This window comes from Endozoicomonas sp. PH6C (assembly GCF_059322965.1).
In genome coordinates, this window is record NZ_CP185342.1 from 4,224,804 (window position 1) to 4,239,049 (window position 14,246).

Here is a 14,246-nt window from a genome sequence, read left to right on the forward strand (position 1 = left end):
GCGGATTTTTTCCCGAGCAAAGTGTGTTAACGAATCTTCAGTGACGCAAGACCAATCAGGACCAGAATCAGGGTAATAATCCAGAAGCGGACAATCACCCGGGGCTCAGGCCAACCCTTCAATTCAAAATGATGGTGCAGTGGAGCCATACGGAATATTCTGCGCCCGGTGAGCTTGAACGAAGCCACCTGGAGAATCACCGATACCGTCTCCATCACAAAAACCCCCCCCATAATGACCAGCACAATTTCCTGACGCACAATGACCGCCAGTACACCTAATGCTGCTCCGAGAGCCAAAGCACCTACATCCCCCATAAAAACCTGTGCGGGATAGGTATTAAACCAGAGAAACGCCAGACCCGCGCCACCGATAGCGGCACAAAAAACCACCAACTCTCCCGAGCCAGGCACAAAAGGAATGAGCAGGTACTGGGCAAAATTCACATGACCGCTGGCATAAGCAAAAACTGCCAGTGCAGAAGCCACCAGAACGGTAGGCATGATCGCCAGACCATCCAGACCATCTGTCAGATTCACAGCATTACTGCAACCGACAATGGTCAGGTAAGCCAGTACAATAAAAAAGGGCCCAAGATCAATGACGATATTTTTGAAGAAAGGTACAATCAGACTGGTCTCTACCGGTGAATTAGCCGTAGCGTAGAGGAAGACAGCTGCTCCCAATCCAGCGACCGACTGCCAGAAAAACTTCCAGCGCGCTGGCAGGCCCCTTGAATTTTTTTCCACCACCTTACGGTAGTCGTCCACCCAGCCAACAATTCCGAATACCGCTGTTACCAGCAAAACTACCCAGATATAGCGATTGCTCAGATTGGCCCATAGTAGCGTACTGACTGCAATACAAACCAGAATCAATGCCCCACCCATAGTCGGGGTTCCAGCCTTGCTGAGGTGAGATTGTGGACCATCATCACGCACTGCCTGACCAATCTGGTGGTAGCTCAGCCGACGAATCATATAGGGCCCGAGACAGAGCCCCATTCCCAATGCAGTAAGCACACCCAGAATAGCTCTGAGTGTGAGGTATTTAAAAACGGCAAAGCCGTGATAGTATTGCGTTAGAAATTCCGCAAGCCAGAGCAGCATCAGCAGCGCTCTCCCTTAAATTCTGATCCCACCAGGGATCTGACTACATCCAACATTTTCATTCCATTCGATCCCTTGACGAGAACCGTGATGGGACAATCCGCCTGTTGCTCTCTGAACGCCTGTATCCGACTTTTTACCCAGTTCGAGAGAGCCTCTTTATCATTTAAATGTTTTGCCTTCATGCCTCGTTGAGCCCCGCGAAGTTCACGACTGAATGCATCAACAGAGGCGACAGTCGCCTCACCATAGGCAGCAAAACAATCAATATGCCGGGTAGCAGCATACTCACCTACATCAACATGCCGGGCTTCACTCACCTCACCAAGATCCAGCATGTCTCCCAGTACCATGATGGTTTTACCCTCGCAGTCTGCCAGCTGGTCGATGGCAGCAAGAGTGGCAATCGGACTGGCGTTATAACTTTCGTCGATGACCAGAAGGCCCTCCGACAGGGGGTAACGAGTCCCTCTTTGTTGATAAGGCCGGGCATTTTCCAATCCACTGACAATAATGTCCAGCCCTAGTCCGACAGCAGACGCCGCTGCGGCCACACAACAGGCATTCTGAACCTGATGTTTCCCCCAGAAAGACAGCTTCACGTTTGCCTCTTTTTCGATGCCTCCCTGAACAACATGCAACCTGAAGCTCATACCTTCAGACGTTGAAGACACCTCTGAGGCAAACACATCGGCTTCTCGCTTATTCAGACTGAAGGACAACACTTTTCGATCAGGCTGTCTCAAAGCTCTCTGTTTCCAGCGTTGAAAGCTGGGATCATCTAAATTCAGTACGGCAATACCATTTTTTTTGAGACCGTCGAGAATAAAACCCTTCTCATGAATAACGCCCTCAAGCGTTAACAAATCTTTGAGATGGTTCTCTGAGGCATTGGTAATGATGGCAACATCCGGTTCGGTCAGGCGAGTGATGTAATCAATCTCTCCAGGGGAACTGGTTCCTAACTCAATCACTGCATGCTGCTGATCTGCTTCCAGCCTGAACAGGGTCAGAGGCACACCATAAGCGTTATTTAAATTCCCCCGGGTGGCCAGAACCTTACCAACCTGCTCGAAGACAGAGGCCAGCATCTCTTTGACCGATGTCTTGCCACAGGTTCCTGTTACTGCCACGACAGGGCCATGAAAACACTCACGATTAAACTGCCCCAGTCGTCCCAGTGCCTGATCAGTGTCCTGGACCTGAATCTGGGGAATTCCCAGACCTGGAACTGGCACCTGAACCACGACCGCCGCAGCGCCTGCAACCTCAGCCTGATCCGCATAGGCATGACCATCAAACCGAGGGCCCTTGATGGCGACAAAAAGATCACCTTGCTCGAGGGTTCTGGTATCAATGCTTATACCGGTTATAGTGGTATCAGCACCAGAATCCCCCCTCAGAAGAATCCCCTGAAGCTCATGGGTTATTTCAGAAAGGGTAAATGGACGAATCATATTACCCTCTCACCGGCTGAACACGTTGATGACGGCCAGAGATTCAAGGCTTTTGCAGCTTCTTCACTGTCATCAAAGTGATGCCTGACGCCGTTAACCTCCTGATAATCCTCGTGTCCTTTGCCTGCGATAACAACAATATCGCCGACAGCAGCCTTGTTGACAGCCTGTCGAATAGCCTCTGCGCGATTGATGACAGATGTCACTGGCCTACCTGCCAGATCTACTCCCGTCAGTGTATCTCTGATTATTTCTTCAGGATCTTCACTTCTGGGATTATCACTGGTCACGATCACTTCATCTGCACCCTCCATAGCAGCTAGGGCCATGAGAGGCCTCTTACCCCGATCACGATCACCACCGCACCCAAAGACACAGATTAATTTTGCAGCGCCGTGCTCTCTCAACGCTTTCAGGACACTCACCAGGGCATCCGGAGTATGAGCATAATCCACCACTACCACCGGTTTCTGACCACCACCCAACCTTTGCATTCTTCCCGGTACAGTGCTCAGTTGAGGGACCTTTTCAAGCACTCGCTCCAGGGAATAACCCTGACAGCATACCGCCCCGATAACAGCCAAAAGATTTTCGAGACTGAAACGACCCAGCTGAGTCGTCCTCAACTGTCCCTTACCCCATGGCGTATAAAGGTCAGCCTTGACTCCACCTGAATCCAGGAGGATATTTCGAGCCGTAATATCTGCCTGATCAGAGGTCATAGAGAAAGTAAACACTTCAGTAACACCGGAACAACTGGACAGCATCAGTTCGCTATAGTCATCATCCCGATTAATCACCGCTTTTTTGACACGACCGTTGGCAAAAAGCAGAGCCTTGGCTTTTGCATAAGCGTCCATCGTTTTGTGATAATCAAGATGATCACGACTGATATTTGTAAAAACGCCTACTTCAAACGCTAATTGATCTGCGCGCCCCTGATGCAGCCCATGAGAAGAAACCTCCATGGCCATGGAAGACACATCTCTGCTCACCAGTTCAGCCATAAAGCCCTGTGTCGATACAGGGTCTGAAGTAGTATTCAGACAGGGTTCCAGCTCAGTTGGAAGACCTTTACCCAGGGTTCCCATCACCGCACAAGGCTCACCCAGAAGAGAGAGTAGCTGCGCTGCATACCAACAGGTTGAGGTTTTGCCATTGGTTCCTGTCACGCCAATCAGCTTCAGCTTTGTGGACGGCTGTCGATAGAATCGATCGGCAAGAAAGCTAATGTGCGTTTTTAAGTTTTCGATAAAAATAACAGGTTTACCGACCAGAAATTCAGTCTCAGAAAATGACTCCCCACTTGAATCAACCAGCACTGCAGAGGCGCCCGCCTCCAAGGCCGCACCAATAAACGCCCGACCGTCAGAACTCAGCCCTGGCACAGCCAGAAACAGCTCACCCCCGATCAGCTTGCGGCTGTCGAGGGTCAGTCCTGTGAGGGTCTTGTCTTCATCCAGTGGAGGATGATTCAGCTCCGCCAGCACTTCATTTAAAGACGTCATTTGACACGAGGTCATGTTCCATCCTGTTTCATTTTCATAACTCCGGTCTGCTCCAGACCGGGTCTTTTAGCTGTCAGTACCTTTTCTTCACTGGGTCTGACACCCAGCATCCGCAAAGCCTGACCATTGACCCTGGAAAACACCGGACCGGCTATGACGCCACCGTAGTAATCCTGACCAGCCGGGTCATCAATAATGACAACAGTAGCAATGCGAGGATTTCCCACAGGAGCCACACCGGCAAAGAGACCCACGTAACGATCTTCAAGGTAGCCACTGCCACCCACTTTTTTAACCGTTCCCGTTTTGCCACCCACATTGTAGGACTTGACGGCACCGCGCCAACCAGTCCCTCCTTTACCCACCACTTTGCCAAGCATTTCCATAACATCGTGTGCTACATCTTCATCCATAACCCGAACACCATCAGGTGCCACATCACGCTTGATCAGTGATGCTGGCCTGAGTAAGCCACCAGACCCCAGCACAGAATAGGCTTGCGCCAGCTGTAATGGCGTGACTGTCAAGCCATAACCAAAGGACAGGGTAGCCACTTCAATGTCGCTCCAGCGATCCTTGTAAGGGAGAAACCCAGCCCTCTCTCCGGGAAAACCCGTTCCCGGGCTCTGCCCGATACCCACGCGGCGCAGCAGATCTACAACCTTATCGACACCGATATCCAGTGCCATCTTGCTCACGCCGATATTGCTGGACTTTTTCAAAACAGTTTCGACATCAATGGTTCCAAACCCCCTGACATCCTTAACCGCATTTTGTCCAACACGCATGTAGCCAACGCCGGTTTTAATCCGGGTATAGCGATCATACTTGCCGGTCTCCATGGCTGCCGCGACAGTAAAAGGCTTGAGAGTAGAGCCCGGCTCCACCAGGTCAGTCATCACCCGGTTTCTCATTCGGTAAGGCTGAAGCCCGGTACGATTATTCGGGTTGTAGGACGGCTGATTGACCATAGCCAGAATCTCTCCGGTCTGGACATCCATCATCACCAGCGAGCCCGCTGTGGCTTTGGCCTTTTCTACAGCACTTTTCAGCTCACGATAAGCCATATACTGGAGCCTGGAATCAATACTGAGCATCAATTCCTTACCGGGTTGGGCGCTTTTCACGAGTTCGGCCTCTCTGGCAAGGCGACCCCGGCGATCTTTCAGCAGCCTGCGAGTTCCCTCGGAGCCGGTTAACCAATGATCATATCCCAGCTCCAGCCCTTCCTGACCTTTATCATCAATACCGGTAATGCCCACCAGATGCGATGTCACTTCACCCATAGGGTAGTAACGTCGCTGTTCGTCAAGAATATGCACGCCGGGCACTTTCAGAGCTTCGACTTTCTCACTCTGCTCCGGTGTCATCTGACGTTTAAGATAGATAAATTCCTTTGCTGCGTTGCTTGTTATCTTTTTTGCCAGCCAGCTTTCATCAACCTTGAGCGCAAATGCCAGCTTATGCCAGTGCTCTGGTGCCTTGATCAAGTCCTGAGGGTCAGCCCATACGGTCATCACAGGGGCACTTACCGCCAAAATCTTACCGTTTCGATCAAATATGACGCCCCGATGAGCCGGTATGGACTCATGGCGAACAGCGCGTTTATCACCTTCGCTCTGAAGAAAATGACGATTTAAAACCTGAAGATCTACGAGACGATAACCAATCACCAGGCCAGCCATTATAAACAAGATCTGCAAAAGCTTTACTCGCCAGCGGTAAGGCAGAGCCTTTTCCTCGCCAGCCTGTTTTTTCCTGCTGGCACTGGCCGGTCTTGCTGCAGTCTTCACGGCATCACCATTTTTATACTTCCAGCATCAGGCACTTCCATGTTCAATTCATCCCTTGCAATTCTTTCCACTCGCCCCGGACTGGTCAGGGAACTGTGCTCCAGAAGCAACTTCCCCCATTCAACCTGGGCTTTGTTTCTCTGCTCAAACGCCTGTTGAAGTTCATTGTGAAGCAGTCTGTTTTCATGCTTGACAAAGCTCACAGCCACCCCCGACACAAGAACACCGGCCAGCAACATCACACTGACTAAACCAGATTTGCGAAACAAAGCCTGCAGCGGTTGTCTGTCCATTTTTACAGCCTTGTCAGATTAGCTTCTCAGCAATTCGCATGACGGCACTCCTCGCTCTTGGATTAGCTTTGACCTCTTGCTCGCCGGGCTTGATCGCTTTACCGACGGGCCGCATTCGTTTGTTAAGCTGATCTTCCGTCACCGGAATCCAGCGCGGCAACTCATCGCCTCTGGACTGCTTTCTGATAAACCTTTTGGCAATCCTGTCTTCCAGTGAGTGAAAACTGATAACCACCAGACGCCCACCTGGTTTGAGCTCTTCCAATGCAGCATCCAGACAATCCACCAGATCATCCAGTTCGCGATTGATATGGATGCGAATGGCCTGAAAAGCACGGGTAGCCGGATGCTTGTTCTTCTCTCTGGAAGGGCTGGCAGAAGCAATAATTCCTGCCAGACGTTTCGTGGTCGTAATAGGCTCTCCTTCCCTTTCCCTGACGATGGCCCGAGCAATTCTGCGCGAAAAACGATCTTCGCCGAGTTCCCAGATCACCTTGCTGATTTCTTGCTCTTGCGCACGATTAATCCAGTCAGCTGCACTTTCTCCCTGCGTGGTATTCATCCGCATATCCAACGGACCATCCTGCATGAAGCTGAAACCTCGCTCGGCGTTGTCCAACTGCGGCGAAGAAACCCCCAGATCAAGCAGAACACCTTCTACTTTCTGACCATCAAGGGCCTCTTCCAAATCAGCAAAAGAGCCATGATAAATGGAAAAACGGCTATCCGTTTCAGCCAGCTCCCGGGCTGCAGCGATCGCTCTCGGGTCCTTGTCGATGCCTACCAGCCTGCCTCTGTCAGACAGCTTTTCCAGGACTGCACGACTGTGACCGCCACGACCAAATGTCCCGTCGACATAGAGCCCGTCAGGATCTGTAACCAAAGCTTCAACCGCTTCTTCTAGCAGCACAGTAATATGCTGATCTGATTGCTCTTGCAATGTCATCTATCTTGTCCGGGCAAATACCCATCAGAGGGACAAAGACTGGAGCTCAGCGGGCACTTCAGCGGACCCACTGGCTTCGTGAAGATAATCATCTCGTCTCTGGTTCCAGCAGGCTTCATCCCACAGTTCAAATTTTTTGCCTTGTCCCAGCAAAATGCAGCGCTTATCCATACCCGCATAATCCCTGAGCAAGGGAGGCACTAAAACTCGTCCACTGCCATCCATATCAATGTCGGTAGCGTGACCAATAAGAAGTCTTTGTATTCGGCGTGTCATCGGATGAAAACTGGGCAGGGCTTCAATCTTTGCCTGAATAGCCTCCCACTCATCCTGTGGATAAATCAGGAGACAGGGCTCATCGGTATCAATGGTCGCCACCAGACTGCCCTCACAACGATCTTTCAACACCTGCCGATAACGGGTAGGTATTGCAAGACGCCCTTTGGCATCGAGGTTGATGGCATTAACCCCACGAAACAAACCGCTTCCCTCTAGTCAATTCAGCCAGAATGGCAGGCCACAGTCCGAAGAGAAAACGTGTTAACCGACATCCCTTTTCTCCACGTAATGCACACTTAACTCCACATTTATCCACTTTACTCCACTGAAGCACACTATAGAAACCTGAAAAACCCACGTCAAGGTCAGAATCTGTCTGATGGGTCAAATAATTGACTCCTCCAGAGACCTCACACACAGTGCCCTGCATTAAAAAAGTGCATAAAAATGAGCAGCTTGAAGAGGAGAGCTGTTTAAGCCCATGAAGCAGGAAAAGCGCCCGAAAAAAATTGTAAAAATTTCAGACAATTGACGATTTTGATACCCAAAGCACCAGCGATCTGCTGACCGGTCAGTGACACCTGAAAAAGCCGTTTCCGGTTAGATTCGGGTAATGGATAGCGGAAGAAAAAGTAAATCTCGAGTTGGCCTGTAAGCCGGGTTCTGTCCAACCTGAAGACAGGTCTGGGCAATCATTCATCTGGGATGCCTGTCACCAGACACCTCAAGCAACCTACCCGAATCCAGTGCGGGTCACACCTTCAGGATTCCTATTTGGTCTTGCTCCAGGCGGGGTTTACCATGCCGTGAACTGTTACCAGTCACGCGGTGCGCTCTTACCACACCCTTTCACCCTTACCGGTCACCGCATGGTGACTTAGGCGGTCTGCTCTCTGCTGCACTTTCCGTAGGCTCTCGCCCCCCAGGCGTTACCTGGCGCCGTACCCTTTGGAGCCCGGACTTTCCTCCACCAGATACTGAAACAGTAACTGACAGCGACTGCCCGGCCAACTCGAGGCGGCGAATACTACCGAATGATTCCCCTCACTGCAATTCGTTCATTTCACAAACTTATTATCTGAATCAATTACAACTTATTTCATTGCGAGTGACAGCTCATAGAGCTGCTTCTTGCGATACCCGGAAACATCTGCAATCACGGCAGCGGCTTTTTTAGCGGGCAACTCCTGCAGCAGCCGTTGCAGTAATTTAGCGGTTTCAGGATCAACAGCCTCTTGCTTCTGCTCCTCAGCCCCCTCTACCAAAACCACAAACTCGCCACGACACTGATTGGAGTCTTCCTGCAGTATTTTCTCCAACGCTTCTACCTTGCCCGCCAGCACCGTCTCAAATGTTTTGGTCAACTCCCTGGCCAACACAACGTACCGGTCTCCACCCAACACTTCCCGAAAATCAGCAAGGCTATCGAGAATTCGGTGTGTAGATTCGTACACAGCCCAGGTATTGGTCATCGCACCCAGCGCTTCGAGCCTTTTCTTCCTACCAGAGGATTTGGCCGGTAGAAAGCCTTCAAAGTAGAACCTGTCTGTTGGCAAACCACTGACCGAGAGAGCCGCCACAAGCGCACAGGCACCTGGCACAGGCACCACTTTAATACCCTGCTCCCTGACCATTCGCACCAATACAAAACCCGGGTCTGAAATCAGGGGCGTTCCGGCATCACTGATTAATGCCACAGAATCACCCTGCTGCAATCGAGCCAGCAACACCTCTGCCTGATGCCGTTCATTATGCTCATGACAGGGAATCATGGGGGTATCGATCCCGAAGTGATTGAGTAACTTGCGACTGTGTCGGGTATCTTCCGCCGCAATCACTGACACCTGCTTCAGCACCTCAATGGCTCTTGGTGTCATATCATCGAGATTACCAATGGGGGTCGAAACAACAAAAAGTGCACTTTCAGACATATCCTGCCAGCCAATTTATCCAGTATGAAGGTCGTTCATAGCAAGGGAAGTATTAAGAATCAAACGACCATGAGTTTACTCTTATCATATCGTCGTTGACAGAATCCTTAGCTAACTGATTTCTCAAACCACGTCCATCAGGCTGACGCAATGACCCTGTTGAGGTAGAATAGGGAGATCAAAAACAGTTCGGTCGTTGACTCCGATTTTATGAGCCAGAACCTTTCCAAACGCATTCTCATCAATACACTGCTGATCAGCGCAGTGCTTACGGGGTGCTCATTACAGCCCAGCAAAGTTGCTGAACTGCCTGCACCCACCCACGAACTGGCCCCGGAAGGAGCAGACCAACTGCTGGAACGAGCCGAACGCAGCTCATTTCCGGAGAGTGCAAGACTCAAAATCAAGGCCGCCGGGCAATTGATCAACAACCAGATGGGCAGGGCAAAAACCATTCTGAACAGCCTGAATTATGAAGAGCTACCCGAGACTCTGAAAGCAGAAATGGCCGTGGCAAGAGCCCGCATTGCTGAGCAGGCAGGGCAGAACCGGGAAATATTTGTCTGGCTGGATCGAGCTGTCGTCATTAACAGCAGCAATACCGGGCTTCTGGATCAAAGCCATATCCTCAAAGCACGCGCGTATAACCGCTTCGGGGAGTACGTTGCAGCGCTGGATGAATGGAGCATGCTGTCCAACATAAGTGAACTCGACCAACAACCCAAGAGCCGCAACGCCTTCTGGGAAACCCTGCTTAACGCACCTGAAGAGCGCCTGATCAGCCTGGACAGTCAGACTAACAACAGAACCATGAAAGGCTGGCTGCAACTTGCCCTGATTTACCGCCCGGGCAAATCCGTGAGCGAGCAACTGGCCGACTTGAGCCACTGGCGAACTCGCTGGCCTGGCCACCCTGCAACAACCTACCTGCCGAAAGACATCAGTGCGCTTCAGACAGCCAGCACTCAGCAGCCCGACAAAATTGCTCTTCTTCTTCCTGTCAGCGGCCCACTGGCCTCTGCAGGCAGAGCCATTCGCGACGGCTTTCTCGCTGCTTATCACCAGAATCTTGCTGATGAGACCCTACCCGAAGTGAGCATACTGGACACTCACGGCAAGAACGTTGTCGAGCTGGCTAACCAAGCCAAAAATGAAGGTGCCAAACTGATCATCGGTCCTTTGGATAAAACTAACGTCGGCCTGTTAAAAGAAAATACGCCCGACAACCTTACAATTCTTGCACTGAACAACCTCGAAGACAGCAGGAGCAACCCCGGACAAAACAACAGCTTCTTCGAGTACGGTCTATCCATCGAAGATGAAGGCAGAGCTGTGGCCCGTCGCGGCATTCTGGATGGACACCATCGTGTACTGATACTTCGCCCGGAGACTTCATGGGGTGACAGAGCCTCCAACAGCTTTGTGTCCGAATGGACAAAACTCGGTGGCGAGGTGGCCGGTGTTACTAAATTCAACAACAAGACCGAATTCAGCCAACTGGCTGGTCAGGCGCTGCTGGTTGACGAAAGCCAGAAACGTGCCAAAGAGTTGAGCAGAGTTCTGAGAGAGCCACTGGGCTTTACTCCCCGCAGAAGACACGATATTGACATGATCTACATGCCTTCCCACCCCAAGGAAGCTCGCCAGCTCAAGCCTGCCCTCTCTTACCAGTTCGCTGGCAAGCTGCCTGTTTATGCCACTTCCAGCGCATACTCCGGTAGAGTCGACCCTGGCAGAGATCAGGATCTGAACAACCTCAGAATCCCTGTAATGACCTGGTACCTGCCTGGCCAGAAAAGCAGTCTCGAGTCCAATATAAAAGCCACCTGGAGCAGCTCAAAAGGCCAGTATGGCAGTCTTTACGCCATGGGAGCTGACGCTTTTAAGTTGTATCCCCGCCTGCAACAACTTGCCAGTCTGCCAGGCAGTCGTCTGGAAGGACTGACAGGCATGCTTAGCATTAACAACAAACACCATGTGGTGAGGGAGCTTTCCTGGCAAATCTTCCGGGATGGTCGACTGAGAGCACTGCCTGTTTCGATTCAAAGGAAAGCTGATGTTCTGGCAATTAAAGCTTCTCAATAATAAGGGGCTTTGCGCAGAAAACCGGGCTTTGGAATACCTCAAAGCCCGGGGCATGAAGCTGGTCAATAGAAACTATGCCTGCAAAGCAGGAGAGATAGATCTGATCATGCTCGAAAAAGAAACACTGGTTTTTGTAGAAGTCCGATTCAGATCACAGTCACAATTTGGTTCAGCTGCCGAGTCCATTACCTACCGCAAGCAAAATAAAATCAGAAAAGCAGCCAATCACTTTCTCGCCCTGCACTCGAACCACCAGCACAGGCTTTGCCGCTTCGATGCACTTTTGCTCAAAAATGCATCCATCCATGATGACGCAAACTCCGAAAAGCCTATAGAATGGATCAAAGGTATTTTTTAAACCTGTATGCAACCTGACAACTGATAAAATGCGTAAACATCACTCGCTCTTAACTTCCCCAATGGATGATGGTATTTAAAAGGGGTAATGAAAAAAAAATCACGGTAAACTAACTGATCTATTAAGTACCTGGCTAGCCATGAACTCATGAGGCTTTCACGGTTTTCTAATGCCCATAGCGAAAGAAAATGCCAGTTGCGAAACGCACGGCGTCGAACTATTCGGGATTTTGAGACATGCATGAGCGCATTACACAACATTTTTCAGACAGCATTGACGCCAAAATTCGTGCCGCTGACTGTTTACCTCCCCTGATCGCCCAGGCATCCGAGCTTATGGTGCAAACCCTTCTTAACGAAGGAAAAATCCTGGCCTGCGGAAACGGCGGCTCCGCAGGAGATGCCCAGCATTTTGTTTCCGCGCTGCTCAATCGTTATGAACGAGAAAGACCTTCATTACCAGCCATGTCTCTGTGCGCCGACAATTTGATATTAAGCTCAATCGCTAATGACACCAGCTTTCACGAAGTTTTCTCAAAACAAATCAGGGCATTGGGGCAACAAGGCGACATTCTTTTAGCGATCTCGACATCGGGCAATTGTCCCAATATCGTTCAAGCTATTCAGGCCGCTCATGATCGCGATATCCAGGTCATTGCCCTGACGGGTAAAAGCGGTGGCGATATGGCGAGATTACTGCATCCGGAAGATATTGAAATCCGGGTTCCGGATAATAGCTCTCCACGTATTCGGGAAGTTCATAAACTGGTCGTTCATTGCCTGTGTGACCTGATCGATGAGTTCCTGTTTTCCGGAGAGTAAGTCTCGATGAAAGACTATTTTGACTATAAGACTGACTACGTTTAATTCATCCCCCACCAGGAGGTAACAAGGTGAAGCGTTTAAACGCTCTGATTTTAACTAGCTCACTCTTTCTGCTGGGGGGCTGTGCGACCATTGTCGGCAGCGTCAATGAAGACCCCATCCGAACAGACCCCACTGAACGCTCATGGGGCAACTTGATAGACGACCAGACCATCGAAACCATAGCCGCCGTTAACATTAATAAAGCCGATGAACGGTTTAAAGACAGCCGGATTAAAATCATCAGCTTCAATGGCACAGTGCTTTTAATCGGACAGGTATCCAGTAATGAACTTAAGCGCCTCGCAGAAGAAACCGCCGGGAATGTGAAAGAAGTTGACAAGGTCTACAACGAACTCACTCTGGGCAGTAATGCCAGCCTGCTTGAACAGAGCAATGACTCCTGGCTGACCACCAAGGTGAAAGCGAACCTGATCCAGAGTGAAGAAGTTTCTGCAGACCGCATCAAGATCAATACAGAAAAAGGCACTGTCTACCTGATGGGACTGACTACTCCCAGACAGGCACAGGCAGCAGTGGATATTGCCAGAAACACTGGCGGTGTTCAGAAAATAGTCAAAGTCTTTGAATATATTCAGTAATCGAATGAGGGGAAAGCCTTGCGCCTTGCTCCCTCTTCCTTTATTTCTTCCCAGTGACATCTTCAGCGCAATAGGGAGTCAGAAAGTTCAATTGGTATAAAGCCCCTGATAAACGCTCATCCTTATTTCCCGAGAGTATGATGAATCAGATCAAAACCAACCAGGTCATCGTTATTGATTGCGGCAGTAACACAACTCCCGAGATAAAAAAGACCCTTTCCAGTCTGGGCACAGCTTCCAAAACTATTGCTTTGAAAAGCGCCAATCAATTCAATTTCAAACAGGCAACAGCCGTCATTATTTCCGGCGGTCCATTCCTGTTTACTGACAGCCCTGAGAAAACAGAGGCGTTAATGCAACAATTTGAATTCCTTCGGGAACCTCTCCCACCCACCCTCGGTATATGCCTTGGTCATCAGGCAATCGCCCTGATACATGGTGGCCAAGTCTTCAGGGGACAGGAAAGACGAGATCAAGACAGCATCATTATTCTTGAAAAGCATGGCCTTTTTGAAGACCTTCCAGCACCCCCTCTCTTTAAAGAGGATCATTGCGAGGGCATTCAGGCAGGAGCGAACACAAGGATCCTGGCAGAGTCGGAGTTTTACGACGTAGAAGCGATCAGCATCAATGACCGCCCGATACTTGGCGTACAGTTTCACCCTGAAGTGTCCGGCGATAACGGCAAGCAGCTTTTTTTAAACTTTATGAGATGGGCGTCCAAGCAGAATAAAGGCTAGTGAGTTCAACCAAGAGACTACTGCAGAGTTCCGAAAAAGAATCCATAAGATTCATACGAGGAGCGTCTTTCGTCGTAATTGAACGACTATCTTTGGTAACAGGGCTTGATCGTCCGATCAGGAGAACGATGATAGCCAGAATGAGAAGCAGACTGCTGCGCTTCATAAAACACTCCTGCATAACCATGACCATAGCTTAGAAAAGGATTTCAGACCTGCAACCAAAAATCCGGGATTTCTCAGCCTATCAAGCGCACATTTTCAGACGAGAGAATAACCACC

The 14,246-nt window shown here is 50.2% G+C and carries 13 protein-coding genes and 1 other RNA gene; 5 read left to right on the forward strand and 9 right to left on the reverse strand.

What is annotated here, in order from left to right:
• Positions 1–26: 26 nt before the first annotated feature.
• From mraY to rsmI, 9 genes are all read right to left on the reverse strand, one after another.
• Positions 27–1,109: a phospho-N-acetylmuramoyl-pentapeptide-transferase gene (mraY, locus tag ACOMG9_RS16450; RefSeq protein WP_422134521.1), complete on the reverse strand. Its 1,083-nt coding sequence runs from the start codon at positions 1,107–1,109 to the stop codon at positions 27–29.
• Positions 1,109–2,566: a UDP-N-acetylmuramoyl-tripeptide--D-alanyl-D-alanine ligase gene (locus ACOMG9_RS16455; RefSeq protein ID WP_448217681.1), complete on the reverse strand. Its 1,458-nt coding sequence runs from the start codon at positions 2,564–2,566 to the stop codon at positions 1,109–1,111. Before ACOMG9_RS16455 ends, mraY begins: the two co-directional genes overlap by 1 nt.
• Positions 2,563–4,089 carry a UDP-N-acetylmuramoyl-L-alanyl-D-glutamate--2,6-diaminopimelate ligase gene (locus ACOMG9_RS16460; RefSeq protein WP_494529108.1) on the reverse strand — a complete coding sequence of 509 codons (1,527 nt, stop codon included), beginning with the start codon at positions 4,087–4,089 and terminating at the stop codon, positions 2,563–2,565. Before ACOMG9_RS16460 ends, ACOMG9_RS16455 begins: the two co-directional genes overlap by 4 nt.
• Positions 4,086–5,867 (reverse strand): peptidoglycan D,D-transpeptidase FtsI family protein, encoded by a 1,782-nt coding sequence (locus tag ACOMG9_RS16465; protein ID WP_448217683.1) that lies wholly within the window; start codon positions 5,865–5,867, stop codon positions 4,086–4,088. The genes ACOMG9_RS16460 and ACOMG9_RS16465 overlap by 4 nt, the downstream gene beginning before the upstream one ends.
• A complete protein-coding gene (ftsL, locus tag ACOMG9_RS16470; RefSeq protein ID WP_448217684.1) occupies positions 5,864–6,160 on the reverse strand; it encodes a cell division protein FtsL in 297 nt (98 codons plus the stop codon). The genes ACOMG9_RS16465 and ftsL overlap by 4 nt, the downstream gene beginning before the upstream one ends.
• Before the next feature lie 13 nt (positions 6,161–6,173).
• Positions 6,174–7,106 (reverse strand): 16S rRNA (cytosine(1402)-N(4))-methyltransferase RsmH, encoded by a 933-nt coding sequence (gene rsmH, locus ACOMG9_RS16475; RefSeq protein WP_422134526.1) that lies wholly within the window; start codon positions 7,104–7,106, stop codon positions 6,174–6,176.
• A 24-nt stretch (positions 7,107–7,130) separates the two neighbouring features.
• Positions 7,131–7,586 carry a division/cell wall cluster transcriptional repressor MraZ gene (mraZ, locus tag ACOMG9_RS16480; RefSeq protein ID WP_422134527.1) on the reverse strand — a complete coding sequence of 152 codons (456 nt, stop codon included), beginning with the start codon at positions 7,584–7,586 and terminating at the stop codon, positions 7,131–7,133.
• Positions 7,587–8,021: 435 nt separating this feature from the next.
• An RNA gene (gene rnpB / locus ACOMG9_RS16485) (RNase P RNA component class A) lies at positions 8,022–8,400 on the reverse strand.
• A 79-nt stretch (positions 8,401–8,479) separates the two neighbouring features.
• On the reverse strand, positions 8,480–9,316 hold the full coding sequence (rsmI, locus tag ACOMG9_RS16490; RefSeq protein ID WP_422409359.1) for a 16S rRNA (cytidine(1402)-2'-O)-methyltransferase: 837 nt from the start codon (positions 9,314–9,316) through the stop codon (positions 8,480–8,482).
• Positions 9,317–9,526: 210 nt separating this feature from the next.
• Between rsmI and ACOMG9_RS16495 the strand changes: the two genes are divergently transcribed.
• From ACOMG9_RS16495 to ACOMG9_RS16515, 5 genes are all read left to right on the forward strand, one after another.
• Positions 9,527–11,401 carry a penicillin-binding protein activator gene (locus ACOMG9_RS16495; RefSeq protein ID WP_448217685.1) on the forward strand — a complete coding sequence of 625 codons (1,875 nt, stop codon included), beginning with the start codon at positions 9,527–9,529 and terminating at the stop codon, positions 11,399–11,401.
• Positions 11,373–11,759, forward strand: a complete 387-nt coding sequence (locus ACOMG9_RS16500; protein ID WP_422134530.1) for a YraN family protein — start codon at positions 11,373–11,375, stop codon at positions 11,757–11,759. The genes ACOMG9_RS16495 and ACOMG9_RS16500 overlap by 29 nt, the downstream gene beginning before the upstream one ends.
• A gap of 236 nt (positions 11,760–11,995) precedes the next feature.
• Positions 11,996–12,580, forward strand: a complete 585-nt coding sequence (locus ACOMG9_RS16505) for a phosphoheptose isomerase (RefSeq protein ID WP_448217686.1) — start codon at positions 11,996–11,998, stop codon at positions 12,578–12,580.
• Positions 12,581–12,651: 71 nt separating this feature from the next.
• Positions 12,652–13,224, forward strand: a complete 573-nt coding sequence (locus ACOMG9_RS16510; RefSeq protein ID WP_494529109.1) for a BON domain-containing protein — start codon at positions 12,652–12,654, stop codon at positions 13,222–13,224.
• A 137-nt stretch (positions 13,225–13,361) separates the two neighbouring features.
• A complete protein-coding gene (locus tag ACOMG9_RS16515) occupies positions 13,362–13,964 on the forward strand; it encodes a glutamine amidotransferase-related protein (RefSeq protein WP_448217687.1) in 603 nt (200 codons plus the stop codon).
• Positions 13,965–14,246 lie beyond the last annotated feature (282 nt).

Bases quoted from the DNA above. Each gene is read 5' to 3' on its own strand.
- mraY (WP_422134521.1), bottom strand. From the start codon at position 1,109: ATGCTGCTCTGGCTTGCGGAATTTCTAACGCAATACTATCACGGCTTT.
- ACOMG9_RS16455 (WP_448217681.1), bottom strand. From the start codon at position 2,566: ATGATTCGTCCATTTACCCTTTCTGAAATAACCCATGAGCTTCAGGGG.
- ACOMG9_RS16460 (WP_494529108.1), bottom strand. From the start codon at position 4,089: ATGACCTCGTGTCAAATGACGTCTTTAAATGAAGTGCTGGCGGAGCTG.
- ftsL (WP_448217684.1), bottom strand. From the start codon at position 6,160: ATGGACAGACAACCGCTGCAGGCTTTGTTTCGCAAATCTGGTTTAGTC.
- rsmH (WP_422134526.1), bottom strand. From the start codon at position 7,106: ATGACATTGCAAGAGCAATCAGATCAGCATATTACTGTGCTGCTAGAA.
- rsmI (WP_422409359.1), bottom strand. From the start codon at position 9,316: ATGTCTGAAAGTGCACTTTTTGTTGTTTCGACCCCCATTGGTAATCTC.
- ACOMG9_RS16495 (WP_448217685.1), top strand. From the start codon at position 9,527: ATGAGCCAGAACCTTTCCAAACGCATTCTCATCAATACACTGCTGATC.
- ACOMG9_RS16500 (WP_422134530.1), top strand. From the start codon at position 11,373: ATGTTCTGGCAATTAAAGCTTCTCAATAATAAGGGGCTTTGCGCAGAA.
- ACOMG9_RS16505 (WP_448217686.1), top strand. From the start codon at position 11,996: ATGCATGAGCGCATTACACAACATTTTTCAGACAGCATTGACGCCAAA.
- ACOMG9_RS16515 (WP_448217687.1), top strand. From the start codon at position 13,362: ATGATGAATCAGATCAAAACCAACCAGGTCATCGTTATTGATTGCGGC.